The sequence below is a fragment of the Xanthomonas prunicola genome, assembly GCF_002846205.1.
Lineage (GTDB): Bacteria > Pseudomonadota > Gammaproteobacteria > Xanthomonadales > Xanthomonadaceae > Xanthomonas > Xanthomonas prunicola.
This window is the reverse complement of sequence record NZ_PHKV01000001.1, coordinates 862,583-886,873: the sequence shown is the minus strand read 5'-3', so window position 1 is coordinate 886,873 and position 24,291 is coordinate 862,583. Positions and strand designations below refer to the sequence as shown.

Sequence of the window (24,291 nt, the reverse complement as noted above, 5' to 3'; positions counted from 1 at the left end):
GGGGAGTGGCGAAACGGGAGAGGAACAACGAGGAAGTGGCGCGCTCAGCGCATGGCCTGTTGCTGCGCGTCGAAGCGGTGCAGATGCTCCGGCTCGGGGATCAGGGTCACCGTCTCGCCGACGTGCACGCGCAGATCGCCGGTGCAGCGCGCATCGACCGTGCCCACGCCGGGGATCTCCACGTACACGAAGGTGTCGCTGCCCAGGTGCTCGGCCTGGATCACGCTGCCCTGCCAGGCATCGCCGGTGCCGGGTGCGGAGCTGCCGCGCTGCACGGCGATATGTTCCGGGCGTACCCCCAGCGTGACTGCGCCGTGGCGCGCGGCCACCTCGCCCTGCAGCAGATTCATGCGCGGAGAACCGATGAAACCGGCCACGAACACGTTGGCAGGGCGCTCGTACAACTCCAGCGGCGTGCCCACCTGTTCGATACGTCCGGCCTGCAGCACCACGATCTCGTCGGCCATGGTCATCGCTTCGACCTGGTCGTGGGTGACATACACCGCGGTGGTCTTGAGTTGCTTCTGCAGGCGGGTGACTTCCAGCCGCATCTGCACGCGCAGGGCGGCATCCAGATTGGACAGCGGCTCGTCGAACAAAAACCCCTTGGGCTCGCGCACGATGGCCCGGCCGATCGCCACGCGCTGGCGCTGGCCGCCGGACAACTGCCCGGGCTTGCGGTCGAGATAATCGGTGAGATTGAGCACGCTGGCGGCCTGCGCCACGCGCCGCTCGATCTCGGCGCTGGGCACGCGCGCCATCTTCAGGCCGAAGGCGATGTTCTTGCGCACGCTCATGTGCGGATACAGCGCATACGACTGGAACACCATCGACAAGCCACGCTTGGCCGGCGCCAGTGCGGTGACGTCCTGGCCGTCGATGAGGATGCGTCCGCCGCTGACGTCTTCCAGCCCGGCGATCAAGCGCAATAACGTGGTCTTGCCGCAGCCGGACGGACCGACGAAGACCACGAACTTGCCATCGTCGATCTCCAGATCCGCGCCGTGGATGACCTGTGTGTCGTCGAAGGATTTGCTGACACCTTGCAGCGTGATGCGTCCCATGAACCACCTATCAAAGTTGAGTGAGCTACTTCACCGCGCCGAAGGTGAGCCCGCGCACGAGCTGTTTCTGGCAGAACCAGCCCAGCACCAGGATCGGCGCGATGGCCATGGTCGAGGCGGCCGACAACTTGGCCCAGAACAGGCCTTCCGGGCTGGAGTACGAGGCGATGAACGCGGTCAACGGCGAGGCCTGCGACGAGGACAGGTTCAACGACCAGAACGCCTCGTTCCAGGCCAGGATCACGTTGAGCAGCAGCGAAGACGCGATGCCGGGAACGGCCATCGGCGCCAGGATGTAGAGGATCTCCTTGCCGATGGTGGCGCCATCCATGCGCGCCGCTTCCAGGATGTCCTTGGGGATGTCCTTGAAGTAGTTGAACAGCATCCAGACCATGATCGGCAGGTTGCTCAGGCACAGCACGATGATCAGGCCCAGCTGCGTATCCAATAACCCGGAATCGCGGTAGAGCAGATAGATCGGCACCAGGACGCCCACCGGCGGCAGCATCTTGGTGGACAACATCCACAACAGGATGCCGCGCGTGCGCTTGGTGGGCGAGAACGCCATCGACCACGCGGCAGGGATGGCGATGGCCAGCGCGATCAGGGTCGAGCCCAGCGACACCGCCACCGAATTCCAGGCATGCGCGAAGTAGTCGCTGCGTCCCTGCACGGCGACATAGTTTTCCAGCGTCCAATGGAAGAACACGAAGCTGGGCGGGCTGGAAAACGCATCGACCTCGGTCTTGAAGCTAGTCAGCAGCATCCACAGGATGGGGAAGAAGATCACGCCGCCGACCGCCCATGCGGCGACCGTGGTGAGAAGGATCTGCAACGTGGGAGTGCGACGGGCCATCTCAGGTCTCCAGGTTCTTGCCGACGATGCGCACCAGGAAGATGGCCGCGATATTGGCCAGTACCACGGCGATCAATCCGCCTGCCGACGCGGCGCCGACGTCGTATTGCAGCAGCGCCTGCGAATAGATCAGGTAGGCCAGATTGGTGGTCTGCAGGCCGGGCCCGCCGCCGGTGGTGACGTAGATCTCCACGAATACGGTGAGCAGGAAGATGGTTTCGATCAGCACCACGATGGTCAGCGGGCGCGCCAGATGCGGCAGGGTCAGATGGAAGAAGCGGTCCAACGCTCCGGCGCCGTCCATCAACGCCGCTTCCTGCTGTTCTTCATCCAGTGACTGCAACGCGGTCAGCAGGATCAGCACCGCAAATGGCAACCATTGCCAGGCCACGATGACGATGATGGAGAACATCGGGTACCGGGTGAACCAGTCGATCGGGGTCAGCCCGACACTCTGCCAAAGCCATGCCAGCAGCCCGGACACCGGATGCATCAGCAGGTTCTTCCAGATCAGCGCGCTCACCGTCGGCATCACGAAGAACGGCGCGATCAGCATCAGGCGCACGATGCGGCGGCCGACGAACACCTGGTCCAGCAGCAGCGCGATCAGCACCCCGAACACCGCCGTGATCGCCAGCACCGACCCGACCAGCAACAAGGTATTGCCCAGCGATGACATGAAGGCCGGGTTGCCCAGGAAGTAGCGGTAGTTGCCCAGCCCGACGAAGGTCTTTTCCGGCGTGAGCAGGTTGTAGTTCAACGTGGAAAACCACACCGTCATCGCCAGCGGCACGATCATCCAGGCCAGCAGCAGCACGATCGACGGCGCGATCAGGAACCGTGCGAGTTTTTGCGTTTGATGCGTGGCCATCGGCAAGGTCCAGGATGAAGGCAGGCAGCGCGCCTGCGATGCATGGCAGCGGACCGCTGCGTCGACGCAGGGGCTGGCGTCGAACGCACGGCCGGGTCGGGCGTCAGAAGTTCAGGCTGACCTGCAGACCGAAGATGGTGGCGTTGTCGCCATCCAGTCCGCCCGGATGACGGATGTACTGCACGCTAGGCATCACTTCGATCCCGCGGCTGACGGCAATGTTGTAATTGAGCTCGATGGGATATTCGTAGCGCTGCACGCCGATGGCCGCCGCGCCCGCGGGCAGGCGCTGGTTGTAGCGGGTCTGCGCCGCACGCAGGCGATCGCTGAGCGCATTGCGGCCGATCGCCACGCCGACGCGGTCGTTGGGGCGCGCGGCGGACAGTCCTTTCCAGAACCCGCCGATGGCCAGCACCTGACCCACCGTGCTCACCTCGTCGTCGGCGTCGATGATGCTGGCGAACAGCCGCAAGCCGCCTCCGGCGCCATTGCTGGTGACCTGTTGTTCAACGTTGGCGTAGAACGCGCGATCGGTGTCCTGCAGCGCGGCCGGATCGGTGCCGAGGCTGGTCGGCACGCCCGAGCGGGTGTAGACGCGCGGCTGATCGTTGCTGTTGCGGGTCGTGCCGATGCGGTAGTCGCCATCGATCCCGTTGCCGTAGTCGGGCTTGTATTCCACCTCGGCCACCAGCAGGGTGCCGTGGTCGTCGCCGGAGGTGCCGAGCTTGAGGCCTTGGTCGGTGGATCGGTTCTGCGGGTTGGCATCGTAGCCGCCCACGCGGAAAAACCAGCGTTTGTCCGGGCTGAAAGTGACCACGCCGCCCCAGGCGCTGAGCGGGTCGCCATACCAGTTGTTGCTGATGTAGTTGGACGAGCCGCCGCTGCAGAAGGTCAGGTGCTGGTAGTTGCAGTTCAGCGCGAAGAAATCGGCGCTGGGATACAGGCGGCCGCCCTTCAGCGTCAGCCTGTCCTCGAACAGGCGCTGGGTCAGCGAGAACTGGGTCAGGCGTGTGACATCGCCGCGTCCGAAGATCTGCTGCGACTGCAGGAGCGTGGGGATGCCTGCGGTGTTGTTGATCAACTCGCCGTTGCGATTGGTGATCTCCAGTTTGAAATCGGCGCCGGACCAGCCCCACAGCCGTTCCAGATCGAAGTAGCCACCCAAAAAGAATTGATCGGCATAGGCGGTGCGCTCGCGCAGCCCGCCGGAGGTGTTGTGCGCGGTCTGGCTGAAGTGCGCCAGTTTGAACTGGATGCCGTCATCGGCCAGCCGGCTGCGCAGGCCGCCCCAGTCGCCGCCGATATGCTTGTCCGGATCGAATGCCTGGGCGCTGGCCTGGGTGCAGGCCATACCGGCGAGCAGCATCGTCAGCGCAGGTGTGGTGTGCCTGATCTTCATCGATTGCCTCGTGGGAAGGTGCGGCGCCGTGACGCCGGAACATGTCTGTGGCCGGGGACGGCCCGGGCAGGAGCCCGGCCCATCGCAGCGGCTTAGCGTTTGGGGTAACCGGCCCGCTGCATCTCGCGCTCGGTGGCGGCCTGCGCGTTCTTCAGCGCGTCATCGACGCTGATCGAGCCGGTGAGCGCAGCGGAAAACTGCTGGCCCACGGTGGTGCCGATCGACTGGAACTCGGGGATGGCCGCGTACTGCACGCCGACATAGGGTACCGGCTTGACCGTGGGGTGATGCGTGTCGGCGCCCTGGATGGCAGCCAGGGTCTGCTTGGCGAAGGGGGCGGCCTTGAGGTACTCGGCAGTGGTGTACAGCGACTGGCGCGTCCCCGGCGGAACATTGCCCCAGCCTTCCTTGCCGGCCACCAGCTCGGTGTAGTGCTTGCTGGTGGCCCAGGCGATGAATGCCTGCGCCTTGTCGGCCTTGTTCGAGCTGGCCGGGATGGCCAGATTCCAGGCCCACAGCCAGCCGGTGGTCTTGCCCTTGCCCGCGTCCGGCGCTGCGGCAAAACCGACCTTGTCCGAGACTTTGGATTCGCTGGGATTGCTGATGAACGATGCGGCCACCGTGGCATCGACCCACATCGCGCACTTGCCTGCGGTGAACAGCGCAAGGTTCTCGTTGAAGCCGTTGGATGCGGCACCCGGCGGGCCGGCCTGCTTCATGACATCCACATAGGTCTGCAGTGCGGCCTTCCATTCTGGCTGGTCGAACTGCGGTTTCCAGTGTTCGTCGAACCAGCGCGCACCGAAGGCATTGCCCATCGCGCTGATCAAGGCCATGTTCTCGCCCCAGCCGGCCTTGCCGCGCAGACAGATGCCGTAGATGCCGGCCTGCTTGTCGGTCATCTTGCGGGCGGCGTCGGCCACGAAGCTCCACGAGGGCTGCACCGGCATGCTCAGGCCGGCCTTTTGCAGCAGGTCGGTGCGGTACATCAGCATCGAGCCTTCGGCGTAGAACGGCGCGGCATACAGCTGCCCCTTGTGACTGACCGCGTCGCGGATCTGCGGGATCAGATCGTCCACCTGATAGTCCGCATCGAACGTCAGCGGCTTGAGCCAGCCGCGCTCGGCCCAGATCGGCACCTCGTAGGTGCCGATGGTCAGCACATCGAACTGGCCGCCCTTGGTGGCGATGTCGGTGGTGACGCGCTGGCGCAGCACGTTCTCTTCCAGCGTGACCCACTCAAGCTTGATCTGCGGATGGGTGGCGGTGAAATCCGAGGTGAGCTTCTGCATGCGGATCATGTCGCCGTTATTGACCGTGGCGATCACCAGGGTGTCTGGCTTGGATGCGGCGCCGCCGTCGTGCGTGCCGCCGCCGCATGCCGCCAGTGTGGCGCTCAGTGCCGCGCAGATCAGGGTCTTGATCGAAGTGTTCATACCGATGCCTCAGCGTGAGGTTGGTTGAGTAAATGCCCTTGTGTTGCGCATATGCCCACGCCATTGCCGCGCTGTAAAGCACTTTCGATCGTGCAGCGCAGCATCGCGGCGCACGCCAACGCGCCCGTGCATGCCGGGAAATTTCAGCGATGAACTGCCATCCAGCCCGCTGCGATTGCGCGGCTCAGCTGGCGAGCAAGGCCTTGGCGGTGTACTCGTCGGTGATCAGGCCATTGAGGATGCGGCCCTTCAGCGCGGCCTTGATCGGGCCCACCTTGGCGTTGCCCACGGCCACGCCGATCGACAGGCTGGTCGCCGGCACCGGATGCGGCACGCTGGTCAAACGCAGGTTGGTGCCTGCATCGATGATGTCGCCGGCTGCGGTGAGCGCCCAGCCGATCACTTCGCCCACTGCGCCCAGCCGGATCAGGTCCAGCAGTTCGGTGCGGCTGATGAAGCCATCCACATGCAGGGGCGCGGTCTGATCGAGCTGGCCGACACCGACCAGGCGCAGATCGGCCTTTGCGGCGATCGCACGGACCCTGCGCACCGCCTCGATTCCCAGCAGCGTTTCGCGCTCTTGCTGCGAGGAAAGAAACACCGGCAGCGGCATCGGGTAGTGCTGCGCGCCGGTCAGGTCGGCCAGGCGGGCCACTGCATCGAACGGACTGGCCGAGCCATCCGGGGAAATGTTGCCGACCAGCGAAACCAGCTGATGATTACGCGTCTGCATCGCGGGGATGCGCTCCACTGCCGCGCGCATGGCACGGCCGGTGCCGATGCCGATGATGCTCGGGGTGTCGCTGCGCAGGGTGGATTCCAGCAGCGCCGCGGCACGTTCGGCGACACCGGTGACCAGGTGCGGGTCGGCCGGGTCGGTGGGCGCGACCTCGCAATAGCGCATGCCGAAACGGTCCTGCAGCTGCGCGGCCAGATCCATGCAGGCGGCGATCGGATGTTCCAGCCGGAAGGTGATCAACCGCTGGCTCAGGCACAACGACACCAGGCGCTGCGCTGTTGCGCGCGAGACCTTGAGCTTGCGTGCGATCTCGTCCTGGGTGTTGCCGGCGATGTAGTACAGCCAGCCCGCCCTGGCTGCGGCATCGAGTCGGCTGGTGTCGTTATCGGGGTTTGCCATCGTCACATCTGTCTGTGTGGAAGTCTCAGCCTAATGTAGTGCCCAGGCGCTGGGTGCCGATGGCGCCCAGCGCTGCGGCGACGGCCGGCATGTCGGCGAACACCTGCGATGCGCCTGCGGCAGCGAGCGACACGGCGGCGGCCGCGGTTGCGCGGTGATGGCCGCCGCCGGTGAATCCCCAGACCTGCATCCCGGCCGCACAGGCGGCCAGCACGCCGCTGGGGCTGTCTTCGATCACCAGGCAGGACGCTGGCTCGACCTGCATCTGTGCGGCGGCGAGCAGGAACAGATCCGGCGCAGGCTTGCCGCGGGCGACCCGTTCGGCGGTGTAGATGTGTGCGCCGAAATGACCGGCCAGGCCGGTAACCTGCAAACACAGACGCACCCGTTCCAGATGGCTGGACGAGGCGACGCACCGCGGTACTTGCAGTGCGTCCAGCAGCGCGGCCACGCCCGCCATCGGCTGCAGCTCAGTGGCAAGGCGTGCCAGCAACGCGGCATTGAGGTCGCGCTCGAAGGTGTCCGGCAGTGTGCGCTCCAGCGTCTGCACATGCGCACGCACGCTGCCCAGGCTGCGCCCGAGGAAGTGCTGCTGGACCCCGTCGATGTCGATGTCCACGCCGTGTTGCTGCAGTGCCTGGGCCAGGACCGCGCACGCCAACGGCTCGCTGTCGACCAGCACGCCGTCGCAGTCGAAGATCAGCAGGTCGGGGGGAGCAAGCATGGGTGGGGTCCCTGGAATGGCGCGGGTCCGAGTGTAGCAGTCGGGCAAATGCCGCTTGGCTGGGCAAAATTGCAGGTCGCGCGTCCGGCGCCGCTGCGGCTGGCGCGGCGCGGGACGCGCAGCGGCCGATCGCAGGCGGCCAGCCTGTCCGCAGTGCATGCCGCGTTGCCGCAAACCGGCCACTGGCATAGTCTTCGCGCATGAACCCAGGCCCCACTGCCCAGGCGACCGTGGCGACGTCCCCGTCTTCCGACCCGGCCATCCCCGACTACGTCCTGCACCTCGAGCGCGCTGCCAGCTACCTTCCCAAGGAGCAGCTGCCGATCCTGCGCCGTGCCTGGGAAGTCGGTGCCACTGCGCATGCCGGCCAGACCCGCAAGTCGGGCGAGCCCTACATCACCCACCCGGTGGCGGTGGCCGGCGTGCTGGCCGAGTTGGGCCTGGACATGGAATCGCTGATCGCCGCGATCCTGCACGACACCATCGAAGACACGCCGCTGACGCGCGAAGAACTGGCGTCCGAGTTCGGCGAAGCGGTGGCCGAGCTGGTCGATGGCGTCACCAAGCTGGACAAGCTCAAGTTCCGCGACCGGCAGGAAGCGGCGGCCGAAAGCTTTCGCAAGATGCTGCTGGCGATGTCGCGCGATCTGCGCGTGATCATGATCAAGCTGGCCGATCGCCTACATAACATGCGCACGCTCGGCGCGCAGAGCACTGAAGCGCGTGGCCGCATCGCCCGCGAGACGCTGGAAATCTACGCACCGATCGCGCAGCGCCTGGGCATGAGCCTGATCAAGTCCGAGCTGCAGAATCTGGGCTTCCGCGCCTTGTATCCGTGGCGCCACGCCATCATCGAAAAACATATCCGCAGCCAGCCGGTGGTGCGGCGCGAATCGATGGCGCAGGTGGAAGTGCAGCTATCGCAGCGGCTGGCCAAGGAAGGGTTGGAGCATCGGCTGGTCAGCCGCATCAAGACGCCCTGGAGCATCTATTCCAAGATGCACGAAGAGAACAAATCCTTCGACCAGGTGATGGACGTGTTCGGCTTCCGCCTGGTGGTGCGCACGGTGGCCGATTGCTATCACGCGCTCGGTGCGGTGCATGCCAGCTTCAAGCCGCTGGACGGGCGCTTCCGCGATTTCATCGCGATCCCCAAGGCCAACGGCTACCAGTCCTTGCACACCGTGTTGTTCGGACCGTACGGCTCACCGATCGAAGTGCAGATCCGCACCGAAGAGATGGACCTGATCGCCGAACGCGGCGTTGCTGCACACTGGACCTACAAGGTCGGCTCGGCCTCGCCCAATAGTGCGCAGAGCCGCGCGCACGACTGGATCGTGGATCTGATCGATTCGCAGCGCTCCGCCGGTTCGTCGCTGGAATTCCTGGACAACGTCAAAGTCGACCTGTTCCCGGACGAGGTCTATCTGTTCACGCCCAAGGGCAAGATCCTGGCGCTGCCGCGCAATTCCACTGCGCTGGATTTCGCCTACGCGGTGCATACCGATGTGGGCAACCGCGCCGTGGCCTCGCGGGTGGACAAGAAACTGGTGCCCTTGCGCACCAAGCTGGTCAGCGGTCAGGCGGTGGAAATCATCACCGCACGCTCGGCCACGCCCAAGCCGCAGTGGCTGGAATTTGTGGTCAGCAGCAAGGCGCGCACGGCGATCCGTCACCAGCTCAAGCAGCTCGAGCACGAAGATGCGGTGCAACTGGGTCACCGCATGCTGGACCGCGCGCTGGAAGCAATGGACTCCTCGCTGGAACGGCTGCCCAAGGGCCGCCTGGATGCTTTCCTCAACGAGCACCGCTATCCACGTCTGGAAGCGTTGCTGGCCGATGTGGCGCTCGGCAATTGGATGCCCAATCAGGCCGCACAGGCGCTGATGGCTTATGCGGAATTGCGTGGTGGCGGCCTGTCCAAGCATTCGCACGAAAAGATCCTGATCGACGGCAGCGAACGCGGCGTGATCAGCTTCGCCAATTGTTGTCAGCCGATTCCCGGCGACGAGATCATGGGCTATCACACCGCCGGCAAGGGCATCGTGGTGCATCGCCTGGATTGCCCGAACCTGGCCGAGCTGCGCAAGTCGCCCGAGCGTTGGGTGCCGATCGACTGGGACTCGAACGTGACCGGCGACTACGACACCGCGCTTGTGGTCGAAGTGGAAAACCGCACCGGCGTGCTGGCGCAGTTGGCTGCAGCCATCGCGCAGAGTCAGTCCAACATCGAGCGCGTGGACTATCTGGACCGCGACTTCAATGCGGCGGTGCTGCGTTTCAACATCCAGGTGCGCGACCGCCGCCACCTGGCCGAAGTGATGCGCCGGTTGCGGCGCCTGCACGTGGTGCAGAGCGTGGGGCGGCAGTAGGAGCGGCGAACAGACCGTCGCGAGCAGTCGTCAGGTGGGTATGGAACGGCGTGCTCAACGCCGCCGTGTACGCGTGGTCCATGCCACCGCATCGAGCACCGGCCGCGCCCGCCTGGTGGTGCGCACCGTCGTGTTGCCAGCTGCTCTAACTCCGGTCCTTGGCTTGGACATTGGCTGCGCTACCGTGCGTCTGTGACAACGCACGCGCCTTGCCCGGCTCAGGCGATCAAACGACCCAGCGCAGGGTTGTCGTTATCCTGTTTCCACACCAGGTGCAGCTCCACCGGCGTGGCAGGGGTGTCCTCGCGCAGCGGCAGGTACACGATGCCGGCGTAGCGCAGGCCACTGGCGCCTTCGGGCACCAGCGCCATGCCCATGCCGCCGCGTACCAGCGCCAGCACCGAATGAATCTGGCTGACGTACTGCACCGAGCGCGGCGCGATGCCGCGCGCACCGAACAATTGCGCCAGCAGATCGTAAAAATAACGCGCCTCGTCCGGTGCGTAATTGACCAGCGGCTGGCCGTGGAAATCCTGCAGACGCAGGCTGTCGCGGTGCGCCAGCGGCGCGTCTTCCGGCAGCGCGGCGATCAGCGGTTCGCGTGCCACGCAGCGGCTGTGCAGGCCCTGACGTTGGATCGGCGGGCGCAGCAGGCCGATATCCAGCCGGCCTGCATCCAGTGCGTCCAGTTGCGCCAGGCTGACCATCTCCTTGAGTTGCAGATCCACATCCGGCGCTTGCCTGCGCCACCGCGCGATGGCCTCGGGCAGGAAGCGGTAACTGGCACCGGCGGTGAAACCCACCGACACGTTGCCGGCATCGCCGGTGCCGATCCGGCGTGCGCGCAGGCCGGCGTTTTCGGCCATGCGCAGGATCGCGCGCGCTTCGGCAAGCAAGCTGCGCCCGGCCTGGGTCAGCCGCACATGCCGGCTGTTGCGCTCCAGCAGCGCGGTGCCGACGCTGTGCTCCAGCAGCTGAATCTGCCGGCTGAGCGGCGGCTGGGTCATGTTCAGGCGCTCGGCCGCGCGACGGAAGTGCAGTTCGTCGGCGACGGCGACAAAGCAACGCAGTTGCTGCAGATCGAACATGGGGGACGGGCCTCGCATGGCAAAACAGGTGAATTGATGCTGCACCCGCAACATCCCTCCGCCGCCAGCGCCGATGAATAGGCGCTGCCGTGCCAGCAACCACGTTGGCGGGCGCAGCCGGCCATAAGTACGCACTGTCGAAAAAGCGTTGCAAAGCGGCCATTTGCAGCGCACTACATCGATTGACGATGCGATTGATTCAACTTGTGTATCAAACAATACGTCCTTTGGTTTGGACCGGCAACGATCTGCGTTTCTAGGATCAAGCGCATCCCCCGCCCAGGAGCGTTTGTCCGATGAGCAGCAGATACACCCCGTCCGAAATGGCCCAAGCGCTTGGCGCCGGGCTGTTGTCGTTTCCGGTGACCCATTTCGATGCCGACCTGGCCTTCGACGAATCCGCCTACCGTCGCAATCTGGACTGGCTGTCCTCGCACCCGGCCGCCGGGCTGTTTGCCGCCGGCGGTACCGGCGAGCTGTTTTCGCTGACGCTGGATGAAGTGAATCGCGCCGTGCGAGCAGCGGTGACCCAGACCGCCGGCCGCATGCCGGTCATCGCACCGGCCGGTTACGGCACCGCGATCGCGATGGAGATGGCGCAGGCCGCCGAGCGCAACGATGCCGACGGCATCCTGCTGTTTCCGCCGTACCTCACCGAGTGCGATGCCGATGGCGTGGCCGACCATGTCCAGCGCGTCTGCAAGGCGACCAGGCTGGGCGTGATCATCTACGGCCGCGCCAACGCCAAGCTCGACGATGTGACGCTGGCGCGGGTGGCCGAGCGTTGCCCCAACCTGGTGGGCTACAAGGACGGCATCGGCGATGTGGATCGCATGACCCGCATCTACGCACGCCTGGGCGACCGATTGCTGTACGTGGGCGGACTGCCCACCGCCGAAACCTTCGCGCTGCCGTATCTGGAAATGGGCGTGACCACGTATTCGTCGGCCATCTTCAATTTCCTGCCCGAGTGGGCGCTGGCGTTTTATGCAGCGGTGCGTGCGCGCGACCACGTCACCATCTACCGCGAGCTCAATGACTTCGTGTTGCCGTACACCGTGCTGCGCAATCGCCGCGCCGGTTATGCGGTGTCGATCGTCAAGGCCGGCATGCGCGCGGTCGGCCGCTCGGCCGGTCCGGTCCGCACGCCGCTGGCCGACCTCAACGAGGACGAATTCGCCCAGCTCAAGCAACTGATCGGAGGACGCCGCTGATGCACAGCATCAAGGGCCAATCGCTGATCGGGCAGCGCGACGTGCGTGGCGCCGGGGCGGAATTTCATGCGGTGGATGCGGTCAGCGGTGCGGCATTGCAGCCGGCATTCGGCTCGGTGAGCGCACAGGATCTGGAACAGGCCTGTGCGTTGGCGCAGGCGGCGTTCGATCGTTATCGCGAAACGCCGCTGGACGCGCGCGCAGTCTTCCTGGAAACCATCGCCGAGCAGATCCTGGCGCTGGGCGATGCCTTGATCGAACGCGCCATGCACGAAAGCGGCCTGTCGCGTCCACGCCTGGAGGGCGAGCGGGGGCGCACGGTGGGGCAACTGCGCCTGTTCGCCAACGTGGTGCGCGAAGGAAGCTGGCTGCAGGCGCGGATCGACCCGGCGCTGCCGCAACGCACGCCATTGCCGCGTGCGGACCTGCGGCAGCGGCATATCGCGCTGGGGCCGGTGGCGGTGTTCGGTGCCAGCAATTTCCCGCTGGCATTCTCGGTGGCCGGTGGCGATACCGCCTCGGCACTGGCGGCCGGCTGCCCGGTGGTGGTCAAGGCGCACAGCGCGCATCCGGGGACTTCGGAATTGGTGGGCCGTGCGATCCAGGCGGCAGTGGCGCAATGCGGCCTGCCCGAGGGCGTGTTCTCGCTGCTGTTCGACGCCGGCATCGAGATCGGTGCACGACTGGTCGCCGACGCACGCATCAAGGCGGTGGGTTTCACCGGCTCGCGTGCCGGCGGCATGGCGCTGGTCAAGATTGCCGCCGCACGCCGCGAGCCGATTCCGGTGTATGCGGAGATGAGCGCGATCAATCCGGTGTATCTGTTGCCGCAGGCGCTGCAGACGCGCGCATCGGATCTGGGCAAAGCGTTCGTCGGCTCGCTGACCCTGGGCAGCGGGCAGTTCTGCACCAATCCCGGCTTGCTGCTGGCGATCGATGCGCCGGCGCTGGATGCATTTGTCGCATCCGCAACGCAAACGCTGCAGGCCGTGTCGCCGGTAGCGATGCTCACCGCAGGCATTGGCCAGGCCTACGCGCAAGGCGTGCAGCGTCTGGCCGCGCACCCGCAGGTCAGCACGCTGGCACGCGGCGCTGCGGCGGACGCCGGGCGCTGCCCGGCGGCGTTGTTCGGCACCGACGCCGATGCCTTCCTGGCCGATGAAGCGCTGCAGGCCGAAGTCTTCGGCGCCTCGTCGCTGCTGGTGCGTTGCAGGGACATCGCACAGCTGCGTGCGCTCAGCGAGCACCTGGAAGGCCAGCTCACCGCCACCTTGCACATGGAGGCGGGCGATACCGAACTGGCCGCCGCATTGCTGCCGGTGCTGGAGCGCAAGGCCGGGCGCATCCTGGTCAACGACTGGCCCACCGGTGTGGAGGTCTGCCACGCGATGGTGCACGGCGGCCCGTTCCCGGCCACCTCCGACAGCCGCAGCACCTCGGTCGGCACGCTGGCGATCGATCGCTTCCTGCGCCCGGTCTGCTACCAGGATCTGCCGGCGGCGCTGTTGCCTGCCGCCGTCGCGCACGACAACCCGCTCGGGCTATGGCGACGCGTCGATGGCGCGCTGGGACACGACTGACAGCTGCCGCAGCAACGATGCCTGAGGCGTGCCGGAGGAGGGTCCGGTACGCCATCTGCAGGCGCAACGTGGAGTACCGAAGCGCAGTGCGCTTCCATCGTCATAGGTGAGGAACGATGATGGCTATCGATTCGAAAACGGTCGGTTCAACGACGGTTCCGCGCAGGCGCTACCTGATCTTGCTGATGCTGTTCGTGGTGACCACGATCAACTATGCCGATCGCGCCACCTTGTCCATCGCCGGTTCCGCGGTCCAGGATGCGCTGGGCATCGACGCGCTGCAGATGGGCTTCATTTTTTCTGCGTTCGGTTGGGCGTATGTGGCCGGGCAGATTCCCGGCGGCTGGTTGCTCGATCGCTTTGGCTCGCGGCGCGTGTACGGCCTGTCGCTGCTGATCTGGTCGTTGTTCACCGCGCTGCAGGGCTTTATCGACTGGGTGCCGGTGACCTGGGCGGTCACCACGTTGTTCGTGCTGCGCTTTCTGGTCGGCATTGCCGAAGCGCCGTCGTTCCCGGGCAATAGCCGCATCGTGGCGGCCTGGTTTCCCACTGCCGAGCGCGGCCTGGCTGCGTCGATCTTCAATTCCGCGCAGTACTTCGCCACGGTGGCGTTCGCGCCGTTGATGGGCTGGCTGGTGCACGCCTGGGGCTGGGAGCATGTGTTTCTGGTGATGGGCGCGGCGGGCGTGTTGCTGGCGCTGGTGTGGCGCAAGACCATCTATGCCCCGCGCGAACATCCGCGCCTGAGCGCGCAGGAGCTGGACTACATCCAGCGCAACGGCGCGCTGGTGGACATGGAGCAGGGCAACACGCCCGGTCGCCAGCCCAACGGCACGCAATGGCATTACGCCAAGCAGTTGTTGTGCAACCGCATGTTGCTGGGCGTGTACATCGGCCAGTACTGCATCACCACGCTGACGTATTTCTTCCTGACCTGGTTTCCGGTGTACCTGGTCAAGGAGCGCGGCATGTCGATCCTGGAAGCGGGCTTGGTGGCGTCGTTGCCGGCGGTGTGCGGTTTCATCGGTGGCGTGCTGGGTGGCTATGTGTCCGACCGCATGGTGCGGCGGGGCTACTCGCTCACCGTCGCGCGCAAGACGCCGATCGTTGTCGGCATGTTGATGTCGGTGACGATGATCGGCTGCAACTACGTGCAGGCCGAATGGATGATGGTCGGGCTGATGGCGCTGGCCTTCTTCGGCAAGGGCATCGGCGCACTCGGCTGGGCGGTGGTGGCCGACACCTCGCCCAAGGAAATCGCCGGCCTGTCCGGTGGCCTGTTCAATACCTTCGGCAATATCGCCGGCATCACCACGCCGATCGTCATCGGCTACATCGTCTCCACCACCGGCACCTTCGAGTGGGCGCTGGTCTTCGTCGGGCTCAATGCCTTGCTGGCGGTGGTGTCCTATCTGGTGGTGGTGGGCGAAATCAAGCGCGTGGAACTCAAGGCGCCGCCCAGCGGCCCATCCATGCCCGTGCCCGCACCGATGTGACCGTCCTGGGAGACTTTCGATGACTATCCATACCGCACCTGCAAGCATCGGCGCCACGCCGCGCATCACCGACATCCGCGTGGTGCCCGTCGCCGGGCAGGACAGCATGCTGCTCAACCTCAGTGGCGCACACGCGCCGTACTTCACCCGCAACGTGCTGGTGCTGCGCGATTCGTCCGGACGCACCGGCGTGGGCGAAGTGCCTGGCGGCGCGGCCATCGCCGGCTTGCTGCAGGAAGCAGCGCCGCTCATTCGCGACCGCTCCATCGCCGAGTATCAGCGCATCCTCAATCAGGTGCGCACCGTCTTCGCTGACCGCGACAGCGCCGGCCGTGGCCTGCAGACCTTCGATCTGCGTATCACCATCCACGCGGTGACGGCCATCGAAGCGGCGTTGCTGGATCTGCTCGGGCAATTCCTCGATCAACCTGTCGCCGCCTTGCTCGGTGAAGGCCAGCAACGCAGCGCTGTGGATGTGCTGGGCTATCTGTTTTTCATCGGCGACCGGCGCAAGACTGCGTTCGACTATCGCGACGGCAGCGGTGCCCGCGATGACTGGGAGGCGGTGCGCGACCAGGAAGCCTTGACGCCGGCATCGGTGGTGCGCCTGGCCGAAGCGGCCTACGAAAAATACGGCTTCCGCGATTTCAAGCTCAAGGGCGGCGTACTGCGCGGCGAAGACGAAATCGACGCCGTTGTCGCGTTGCACGCGCGGTTTCCGCAGGCGCGCATCACCCTCGACCCCAATGGCGCCTGGTCGCTGGATCAGGCCATCGCCCTGTGCCGCGACATGCACGGCGTGATGGCCTATGCCGAAGATCCGTGCGGTGCGCAGGATGGGTATTCCGGGCGCGAGATCATGGCCGAATTCCGTCGCGCCACCGGCTTGCCGACCGCCACCAACATGATCGCCACCGACTGGCGGCAGATGGGCCACGCCATCCAGTTGCAGTCGGTGGATATCCCGCTGGCCGACCCGCATTTCTGGACGTTGCAGGGCTCGGTACGCGTGGCGCAACTGTGCCGCGACTGGGGCCTGACCTGGGGCTCGCATTCCAACAACCATTTCGATATTTCGCTGGCGATGTTCACCCATGTCGCGGCCGCAGCGCCTGGGCGGGTGACCGCGATCGATACGCACTGGATCTGGCAGGACGGCCAACGCCTGACCCACGACCCATTGCAGATCGTCGGCGGCCAGATCCAGGTGCCGGCAAAGCCGGGCCTGGGTGTGGAGCTGGACATGGACGCGCTGGAGGCCGCGCATCGCACCTATCAAAGCCTGAGCCTGGGCGCGCGCGACGATGCCGCCGCCATGCAGGCGCTGATCCCCAACTGGACCTTCGACAACAAGCGGCCCTGTCTGGTGCGCTGAAGCGCCCCGATGCCTGCCGCCGGCGCGCCGGCAGCAGCGCATGGCCGCCAGTTCACCGCAGGTGGAGAACCGAGCAATGAAAAGCATGATGGCGATCAGCGGCGCTGCGCTGCTGGCGGTCGGCGCGGCCGGGCGTGCGCGTGCGCAACAACCCGATGAGGGGTTCTGGAATGGCGCAACGGCCGAAGTCACCGCACTCAACTTCTATTACAACCGCGATTTCCGCAGCGGCGACGGGCAGGGCAAGCGTGCCGAGTGGGCGCAGGGGTTCGTGGTCGATGCCCGTAGCGGCTATACCCGCGGGCCGGTCGGCGCGGGCCTGGATCTGCTGGGTATCGGCGATTTCAAGCTCGATGGCGTGCGCGCCGAAGGCGGCACCGGCCTGCTGCCCAGCAACGACGACGGTACTGCGCAACATGCGCTGCTGCGGGTGGCACCCACGCTCAAAGTGCGCGCCTCGCAAACCGAAGTGAAGTGGGGCAGCTTCATTCCCAACGAGCCGCTGGTGCGCGCCAGCATCACCCGCATCATGCCGGAAACATTCCAGGGCGTGACGCTGGAATCCAAGGACGTGCCCAAGCTCGATCTGCTGCTCGCGCGCTTCACCAGCGCCTGGTATCGCGATGGCGATTCGCGCGTCCCCATCACCTTGACCAACAAGAATCGCCGTTTTCTAGGCACGCCGGATTCGGCTGCGTTGAATCTGCTCTCGGCAACCTACAGCGTCGTGCCCGGCACGCAACTGCGCTATCAGGGCGCGGTGATGGAAGACATCTACCGGCAGCAGCTCTACAACCTGATCCAGACGCACACCTTCGGCAAGGACCAGCTGCGTGTGGATCTGCGGTATTTCCGTACCGATGACATCGGCCAGTCGCGTGCCGGGCCGATCGACAACCGCATGTTCAGCAGCATGCTGTCCTGGCGCACGGGCGGGCACGAATTCGGCGCCGGCTATCAACGCCTGTCCGGCCCCAGCGCCATGCCCTGGCCGGGCGGCACCGACGGCAATGTCTTCAACTGGACCTTCATCAACGACTTTCTCGAACGCGGCGAGCGCAGCTGGCAGCTGCGTTACAGCATCGATGGCGAGAGCATCGGCATCCCCGGTCTCAGCGTCATGGCGCGCTACATCAATGGCGACCATGCGCAGCCGGCCACCGATGCCGGCCAAGGCCGCGAGTGGGCCCGCGATGTCTTGACCACCTATCAATTCCAGAGCGAGCGCTTCAAGCACTTGAGCGTCATCTGGTTCAACGGCACCTTCCGCTCCAATTACCAGCGCAATGTCGATGAAAACCGCCTGATCCTGCAGTACCGCCGTCAGTTCGACAGCCCCGACCGGTAATGCACTCCACCCCACGCCTGCAAGGTAGCCCCACGATGTCCGCAACCCAGCAACCCACCCGTTGGCTCAGCATTCGCGCCCATGCGCGCGACAACGTCGCCATTGTCGTCAACGATGACGGCGCGCCGGCCGGTGCCACCTTTCCGGATGGGCTCACCGCCATCGAACACATTCCGCAGGGCCACAAGATGGCGCTACGCGACCTGGCCGCCGGCGCGCCGGTGATCCGCCTGGGCGCGGTGATCGGCACCGCCAATGCCGACATCGCACGCGGGGCCTGGGTGAGCGAGCAATTGCTGGCGATGCCCGAAGCGCCCGATCTGGCCGCGCTGGATCTGTCGCTGCAGCCGGCGCCCGCAGCCGCGCCCTTGGATGGCTACACCTTCCAGGGCTATCGCAACCGGGATGGCAGTGTCGGCACGCGCAACATCCTGGGCATCATGACCAGCGTGCAGTGCGTGGTGGGCGTGCTCGGCCACGCGGTGGAGCGCATCCGCACCGAACTGCTGCCCAAGTATCCCAATGTCGACGATGTGGTGGCGATCAATCACGTCTACGGTTGCGGCGTGGCGATCACCGCGCCGGAGGCCGTCATCCCCATCCGCACGCTGCGCAATATCGCGCGCAGCCCCAACTTCGGCGGGCAGGCGCTGATCGTGGGCCTGGGCTGCGAGAAACTCGCGCCCGAGCGCCTGCTGCCGGACGATGCCAGTGCCGACGACAGCGGCGTCTACCGCCTGCAGGAAGCCAGCCTGGGCTTTGCCGACATGGTCGGTTCGATCATGGCCATGGCCGAAGAACGCCTGCGCCATCTGGACCTGCGTCGGCGCGAAACCGTGCCGGCCAGCGAACTGGTGGTAGGCATGCAATGCGGCGGCAGCGATGCGTTTTCCGGCGTGACCGCCAACCCGGGTCTGGGCGTGGCGGCCGACCTGCTGGTACGCGCCGGTGCCACGGTGATGTTTTCGGAAAACACCGAAGTGCGCGATGGCATCCATCTGCTGGTGCCGCGCGCGGCCAATGCCGATGTCGCCAGGGCGCTGGTACGCGAAATGGCCTGGTACGACGCCTACCTGGCGCGCGGCCAGGCCGACCGCAGCGCCAACACCACCCCGGGCAACAAGAAGGGCGGGCTGGCCAACATCGTGGAGAAGGCGATGGGCTCGATCGCCAAGTCCGGCTCCTCGGCGATCAACGGCGTGGTGCCGCCCGGCGAGCGGGTCAAGGGGCGCGGGCTGCAGTATTGCGCCACCCCGGCCAGCGATTTCGTCTGCGGCACCTTGCAGGTTGCGGCGGGCATGAACCTGCACGTGTTCACCACCGGGCGCGGAACGCCCTACGGCCTGGGCATGGTGCCGGTGATCAAGGTGGCCACCCGCAGCGAATTGGCGCAGCGCTGGTCGGACCTGATGGACATCGATGCCGGCGGCGTGGCGACCGGCGCCAAGACGCTGGAGCAATTGGGCTGGGAGTTGTTCCGGCGCTATCTTGACGTGGCCAGCGGCCAGCGCACCTGGACCGAGCAGCACCGCCTGCACAACGATCTGGCCTTGTTCAATCCGGCGCCGATTACCTAGTCCTGCCGGTTTTCCGCAGTTGCGGGCCGCTACGTGGCGCAGCGCTCAGGGCGACTGCTGCGCCGCCGCGCAGGGGTGGGCGATGTTTCTGAGTCGGTAGCAACGATGCAGGGCTGCACGTCTCTCGGTGTCGTGATTGCCCCCGCGCGTCGTGACGACCGTGCGCCACAGGTCGCACCCCGGGAGCATCGCGGCGCCGCAGCGCTGCCGCACCACAGCGCAACGCACCTGGCGTGGCTTCGCCCGGACCCTCACCCCAAGCCCTCTCCTGCAGCAAAGGGGCCAGCGTTCTAGCAGAAGAGGGGCGCGCCGTTCCCTTCTCCCCTCGGGAGAAGGTGCCCCGTCGGGGCGGATGAGGGGACGTGCGCAGCCTCATGCTCCGTCGCGCGGCCTCCAGCGGCGCACACGCACAGCCTCACCAGCGCCATCGCGCGCGCAGGCGAAAGCAAGCAGACACCACCCCATTACAAGATGCCCAGCCCACCGGGCAACACGCCGCCACGCCAGCGGCCAACGCCTGCGCGCCGTCACCGCCCGCGCGCCCATTCGCCCGTCCATGGCAGGCGCCGATACAATGCGCGTTCGTTTTCAGTGTTGACGGAGTCGCCATGTCCCAGATCATCCATACCGACCAGGCACCTGCCGCCATCGGCCCTTACTCGCAGGCAGTGCGCGCCGGCAACACGGTGTATTTCTCCGGCCAGATCCCGCTGGATCCGGCCACCGGCGAGATCGTGCCGGGCGATATCGGTGCGCAGGCGCGGCGCGCCTTCGACAACCTCAAGGCGGTGGCCGAAGCCGCCGGTGGCTCGCTCGACAAGATCGTGCGTCTGGGCCTGTACCTGACCGATCTGGGTCAGTTCGCCGCCGTCAATGCGGTCATGCAGGAGTATTTCCAGGCCCCGTTCCCGGCCCGTTCCACCATCGAAGTCTCCGGCCTGCCGAAGGGCGCCGGTTTCGAAGTCGATGCGGTGATGGTGCTCGAGTGATCCAGCGCGACTGATCCGCCCCGCCGTGCCACGCGCGCGTGTCGCCACGCCGACCCTGGCCGTCGCCGGTCAGGCCCCGCTGTCCAGCCTGCCCGGGGTCGGCCCGAAAGTGGCCGACAAGTTCGCCGCGCGCGGCATCCTGAGCGTGCAGGACCTGTGGCTGCACCTGCCGCTGCGTTACGAAGACCGCACGCGTTTGACCACCATCGCGCAGCTGCAAAGCGGCGTGCCGGCGCAGATCGAAGGGCGCGTAGAGGCGGTAGAGCGCGGCTTTCGCTTTCGACCGGTGCTGCGCGTGGCAGTGTCGGACGTGTCGCAAGGCACCCTGGTGCTGCGCTTCTTTCATTTTCGCGCCGCGCAGGTGGCGCAGTTCGCCGTCGGCACGCGTGTGCGCGTGTTCGGCACACCCAAGCCCGGCCAGCATGGCTGGGAGATCGTGCACCCCAGTTACCGTGTGCTCGCGCCGGATGAAGACGCCGGGTTGGGCGACAGCCTGGATCCGGTCTATCCGGTACTCGAAGGCGTCGGCCCGGCGACCTTGCGCAAGCTCATCGGCCAGGCGCTGGAACGTCTACCACCCGACGCCGCGCTGGAATTGCTGCCGCCGCATTGGCTGCAGGACGAGCAACTGCCATCGTTGCGCGCGGCATTGCTGACCATGCATCGCCCGCCAGTCGGTACCGATCCGCAGCAACTGCTTGCCGGAGGACATCCGGCCCAGCAGCGCCTGGCGATCGAAGAGCTGCTGGCGCATCAACTCAGCCTGCGCCGGCAACGCATCGCATTGCAGCGCTTCCAAGCGCCCAGCCTGCCCGGCAACGGCACGTTGGTGCAGCAATTGCGCAGCGCCCTGCCGTTTCAGCTTACCGGCGCGCAGCAGCGGGTGTTCGAACAGATCGCGCACGACCTGGCGCAGCCCTCGCCGATGCTGCGGCTGGTGCAAGGCGATGTCGGTAGCGGCAAGACCGTGGTCGCGGCCCTGGCGGCGATGCTGGCGGTGGAGCAGGGCAAGCAGGTCGCCCTGGCCGCGCCCACCGAATTGCTGGCCGAGCAGCACCTCACCAATCTGCGCGGCTGGCTGGAGCCCTTGGGCATCCGCATCGTCTGGCTGGCCGGCAAGGTCACCGGCAAGGCACGCGCCGCGGCGATGGCCGAGGTCGCCTCCGGCCAGGCCCAGGTGGTAGTCGGCACGCATGCGTTGATGCAGGAGGCGGTGGTCTTCCACGATCTGGCCTTGGCCATCATCGATGAGCAACACCGCTTCGGTGTGCATCAACGGCTTGCCTTGCGCGACAAGGGCGCTGGGGCCGGCAGCGTGCCGCACCAGTTGGTGATGACGGCGACGCCCATCCCGCGCACGTTGGCGATGTCGACGTACGCGGATCTGGATGTCTCGGCCATCGACGAACTGCCACCCGGTCGCACGCCAGTGCAGACGATCGTATTGAGCGCAGAGCGCCGCCCCGAGTTGGTCGAGCGTATCCGCGCCGCTTGCGCGGAAGGGCGTCAGGCGTATTGGGTGTGCACGCTGATCGAAGAAAGCGAAGAGCCCGAGAAGGGCGCGCAAGGTCAGCAAAGCGGTCCGCCACGCATCGAGGCGCAAGCGGCCGAAGTCACCTTCGAAGCCTTGTCTGCGCAATTGCCGGGCGTGCGTGTGGCGCTAGTGCATGGCCGCATGAAACCAGCCGAAAAGCAGAAGGCCATGCTGGATTTCAAGCAAGGCCGCAGCGATCTGCTGGTCGCCACCACCGTGATCGAAGTCGGCGTGGACGTGCCCAACGCCTCGCTGATGATCATCGAAAACGCAGAGCGCCTGGGTCTGGCGCAGTTGCACCAGTTGCGTGGCCGGGTCGGTCGCGGCGCCGCGGCGTCCAGTTGCGTGCTGCTATATCAGGCCCCGCTGTCGATGATGGCGCGACAACGCCTGGAAACCATGCGCCAGACCAACGATGGCTTCGTGATCGCGGAAAAGGATCTGGAATTGCGTGGCCCCGGCGAACTGTTGGGCACCCGGCAAACCGGTCTTGCCAGTTTCCGCATTGCCGATTTGGCCCGTGACGCCGGGCTGCTGCCGCGCGTGCAGGTGCTGGCCGAGCGGCTGCTGGATGAAGCGCCGGAGATTGCTGACCGCGTCGTCGCGCGTTGGATCGGCGGCGCGGTGCGGTATGCGGCCGCTTGAGCGACCGGGAATCGGGATTAGGGATTAGGGAATCGTAAAAGCAAAGGCCGCTGCGTCCTGTGCATCCTAGATGTTCGCGTGACCGTCCGATCCTTGCGAAGATGCTGCAACGAATCCCGAATGCCCACTCCCGAATCTCATGACTGACAAGATACCGCTGCTGATCGACACCGACCCGGGCGTGGATGACGCGCTGGCGCTGCTGATGGCCTTCAACGATGCCCGCCATGAGGTGGTCGGCCTGACCATCGCTGCCGGTAACGTGGGCCTGGAGCACACCGTGCGCAATGCCCTGAAGGTCTGCGAGATCGCCGGCCGCGCGGATGTACCGGTGTACGCCGGCTGCCCGCAGCCGCTGTTGCACCCGTCGGTGGACGCGGCGCACGTGCATGGCCTCGACGGCTTCGGCGATGTCGGTCTGGCACCGGCCAAGCGCGCTGCCGAGGCCGAACATGCCGCGCTGGCCATTCTGCGGCTGTCGCACGAACATGCCGGCAAGCTGCTGCTGGTTGCGCTTGGTCCGCTGACCAATCTCGCCCTTGCACTGACCCTGGATCCGACCCTGCTGCAGCGCGTCGGTCGGCTGGTGGTGATGGGCGGCGCGTTGACCGGGCACGGCAATATCACCGCCGCGGCCGAATTCAACATCGGCTTCGACCCGGAAGCGGCGCATATCGTGTTCCGCGGATTTCCGCAGTTCGACGTCGCCGATTGGGAAGCCACCATTGCGCACGGTCTGCTGCACCGGGACGTGGAACAGTGGCTGGCTGCCGATTCCGCCCGCGCCCGGTTCTACGCAGAAATCTCGCGCAAGACCCGTCTGTGGTCCGAAGACAGCCGCGGTGAGTACTGGTATGCCGCCGACGCGCTGGCGATGGCGTTTGCCCTGCACCCGGAAGGCGCCCAGCGGCTGGAACAGCGCCCGGTACACATCGAACTGTCCGGCACGCATACCCGCGGCATGACCCTGGTGGACTGGAACCGGCAGGGCGGGGCGCCCGACAACGCCAACTTGCTGCTGGCCTATGACATCCAGCAGTTTTACGGCCTGGTTGGGGCGGCCTTGGCGGCGCACTGAGGCGATCTTGCGCCGGCTGTCCTGGCGGAGCTATAATACCCGGCTTATCCAGGCAGCTCGGCGCCAAGTCCATGAAAGATAACGTGCATCCCAACTACAAAGACGTCGTCTTTCACGACGTGACGTCCGATTTCAAGATCCTGACCCGTTCCACGATGAGCTCGAAAGAGACCGTGAAGTGGGAAGATGGCCAGGAGTATCCGGTCATCAAGGTGGAAATCTCATCCGCCTCGCACCCGCACTACACCGGCAAGCACAAGGTGATCGACACCGGCGGCCGTATCGACAAGTTCCAGAAGCGCTACGCGCGCTGAACTCGCAGGACGGGCTGTACCGACAACGGCCGCGCATTGCGCGGCCGTTGTTTTTTGGGCGCCAGATGCTTCACCTATAGGCCCCTGTGTTACACATCTACGACTTCTGTCCAAGCGACGGCCAAAATGCTGCTGTGCGATAATGGTGTGATCCGAGGCGATGCCTTGGACTTCCATCACGTGCCTGCCCATG

The 24,291-nt window shown here is 65.9% G+C and carries 19 protein-coding genes and 1 other RNA gene; 11 read left to right on the top strand and 9 right to left on the bottom strand.

All coding sequences use genetic code 11. The annotated features are described in order from the left end of the window. Positions 1 to 44 precede the first annotated feature (44 nt). From XpruCFBP8353_RS03905 to XpruCFBP8353_RS03875, 7 genes are all read right to left on the bottom strand, one after another. The gene (locus XpruCFBP8353_RS03905; protein WP_101361990.1) at positions 45 to 1,064 is read right to left on the bottom strand and encodes an ABC transporter ATP-binding protein; all 1,020 of its coding nucleotides are present in this window, start codon (positions 1,062 to 1,064) and stop codon (positions 45 to 47) included. 25 nt (positions 1,065 to 1,089) lie between these two features. Further along, positions 1,090 to 1,920: a carbohydrate ABC transporter permease gene (locus XpruCFBP8353_RS03900; protein WP_101361989.1), complete on the bottom strand. Its 831-nt coding sequence runs from the start codon at positions 1,918 to 1,920 to the stop codon at positions 1,090 to 1,092. Between the two features lies 1 nt (position 1,921). Continuing rightward, positions 1,922 to 2,791, bottom strand: a complete 870-nt coding sequence (locus XpruCFBP8353_RS03895; RefSeq protein WP_101361988.1) for a carbohydrate ABC transporter permease — start codon at positions 2,789 to 2,791, stop codon at positions 1,922 to 1,924. A 103-nt stretch (positions 2,792 to 2,894) separates the two neighbouring features. Then, the gene (locus XpruCFBP8353_RS03890) at positions 2,895 to 4,190 is read right to left on the bottom strand and encodes a carbohydrate porin (RefSeq protein ID WP_101361987.1); all 1,296 of its coding nucleotides are present in this window, start codon (positions 4,188 to 4,190) and stop codon (positions 2,895 to 2,897) included. A gap of 92 nt (positions 4,191 to 4,282) precedes the next feature. Next, entirely contained in the window at positions 4,283 to 5,626 is a 1,344-nt protein-coding gene (locus tag XpruCFBP8353_RS03885; RefSeq protein WP_101361986.1) for an ABC transporter substrate-binding protein, read from the bottom strand. Positions 5,627 to 5,810: 184 nt separating this feature from the next. Then, positions 5,811 to 6,764 (bottom strand): sugar-binding transcriptional regulator, encoded by a 954-nt coding sequence (locus XpruCFBP8353_RS03880; protein ID WP_101361985.1) that lies wholly within the window; start codon positions 6,762 to 6,764, stop codon positions 5,811 to 5,813. A 25-nt stretch (positions 6,765 to 6,789) separates the two neighbouring features. Further along, positions 6,790 to 7,488, bottom strand: a complete 699-nt coding sequence (locus tag XpruCFBP8353_RS03875) for an HAD family hydrolase (protein ID WP_101361984.1) — start codon at positions 7,486 to 7,488, stop codon at positions 6,790 to 6,792. A gap of 200 nt (positions 7,489 to 7,688) precedes the next feature. Here XpruCFBP8353_RS03875 and XpruCFBP8353_RS03870 point away from each other — a divergent pair, with 200 nt between their 5' ends. Continuing rightward, positions 7,689 to 9,860 carry a RelA/SpoT family protein gene (locus tag XpruCFBP8353_RS03870; protein ID WP_101361983.1) on the top strand — a complete coding sequence of 724 codons (2,172 nt, stop codon included), beginning with the start codon at positions 7,689 to 7,691 and terminating at the stop codon, positions 9,858 to 9,860. Positions 9,861 to 9,864: 4 nt separating this feature from the next. On the opposite strand, the gene XpruCFBP8353_RS03865 is transcribed toward XpruCFBP8353_RS03870, so the two are convergent. Both XpruCFBP8353_RS03865 and XpruCFBP8353_RS03860 read right to left on the bottom strand, forming a co-directional pair. Continuing rightward, positions 9,865 to 9,942: non-coding RNA, sX9 sRNA (locus tag XpruCFBP8353_RS03865), on the bottom strand. Between the two features lie 136 nt (positions 9,943 to 10,078). Beyond that, positions 10,079 to 10,948 (bottom strand): LysR family transcriptional regulator, encoded by an 870-nt coding sequence (locus XpruCFBP8353_RS03860; RefSeq protein WP_101361982.1) that lies wholly within the window; start codon positions 10,946 to 10,948, stop codon positions 10,079 to 10,081. 296 nt (positions 10,949 to 11,244) lie between these two features. On the opposite strand from XpruCFBP8353_RS03860, the gene kdgD reads away from it, so the two are divergent. From kdgD to XpruCFBP8353_RS03810, 10 genes are all read left to right on the top strand, one after another. After that, a complete protein-coding gene (kdgD, locus tag XpruCFBP8353_RS03855) occupies positions 11,245 to 12,162 on the top strand; it encodes a 5-dehydro-4-deoxyglucarate dehydratase (protein WP_101361981.1) in 918 nt (305 codons plus the stop codon). Further along, on the top strand, positions 12,162 to 13,742 hold the full coding sequence (locus XpruCFBP8353_RS03850) for an aldehyde dehydrogenase (NADP(+)) (protein ID WP_101361980.1): 1,581 nt from the start codon (positions 12,162 to 12,164) through the stop codon (positions 13,740 to 13,742). Before kdgD ends, XpruCFBP8353_RS03850 begins: the two co-directional genes overlap by 1 nt. Before the next feature lie 116 nt (positions 13,743 to 13,858). Then, positions 13,859 to 15,238, top strand: coding sequence for an MFS transporter (locus XpruCFBP8353_RS03845; protein ID WP_101361979.1), 1,380 nt, complete (start codon positions 13,859 to 13,861; stop codon positions 15,236 to 15,238). 19 nt (positions 15,239 to 15,257) lie between these two features. Then, the gene (gene gudD / locus XpruCFBP8353_RS03840) at positions 15,258 to 16,613 is read left to right on the top strand and encodes a glucarate dehydratase (protein ID WP_101361978.1); all 1,356 of its coding nucleotides are present in this window, start codon (positions 15,258 to 15,260) and stop codon (positions 16,611 to 16,613) included. A 76-nt stretch (positions 16,614 to 16,689) separates the two neighbouring features. Next, the gene (locus tag XpruCFBP8353_RS03835) at positions 16,690 to 17,961 is read left to right on the top strand and encodes an OprD family porin (RefSeq protein WP_101361977.1); all 1,272 of its coding nucleotides are present in this window, start codon (positions 16,690 to 16,692) and stop codon (positions 17,959 to 17,961) included. A 35-nt stretch (positions 17,962 to 17,996) separates the two neighbouring features. After that, positions 17,997 to 19,538 carry a galactarate dehydratase gene (gene garD / locus XpruCFBP8353_RS03830; RefSeq protein ID WP_101361976.1) on the top strand — a complete coding sequence of 514 codons (1,542 nt, stop codon included), beginning with the start codon at positions 17,997 to 17,999 and terminating at the stop codon, positions 19,536 to 19,538. A gap of 608 nt (positions 19,539 to 20,146) precedes the next feature. Further along, on the top strand, positions 20,147 to 20,527 hold the full coding sequence (locus XpruCFBP8353_RS03825; protein WP_007967636.1) for a RidA family protein: 381 nt from the start codon (positions 20,147 to 20,149) through the stop codon (positions 20,525 to 20,527). A 25-nt stretch (positions 20,528 to 20,552) separates the two neighbouring features. Further along, complete coding sequence (recG, locus tag XpruCFBP8353_RS03820) at positions 20,553 to 22,706, top strand: ATP-dependent DNA helicase RecG (RefSeq protein WP_101361975.1); 2,154 nt, start codon at positions 20,553 to 20,555, stop codon at positions 22,704 to 22,706. Between the two features lie 139 nt (positions 22,707 to 22,845). Next, positions 22,846 to 23,784, top strand: a complete 939-nt coding sequence (locus tag XpruCFBP8353_RS03815) for a nucleoside hydrolase (RefSeq protein ID WP_101361974.1) — start codon at positions 22,846 to 22,848, stop codon at positions 23,782 to 23,784. 71 nt (positions 23,785 to 23,855) lie between these two features. Then, positions 23,856 to 24,098: a type B 50S ribosomal protein L31 gene (locus tag XpruCFBP8353_RS03810; protein WP_101361973.1), complete on the top strand. Its 243-nt coding sequence runs from the start codon at positions 23,856 to 23,858 to the stop codon at positions 24,096 to 24,098. Positions 24,099 to 24,291: the final 193 nt, after the last annotated feature.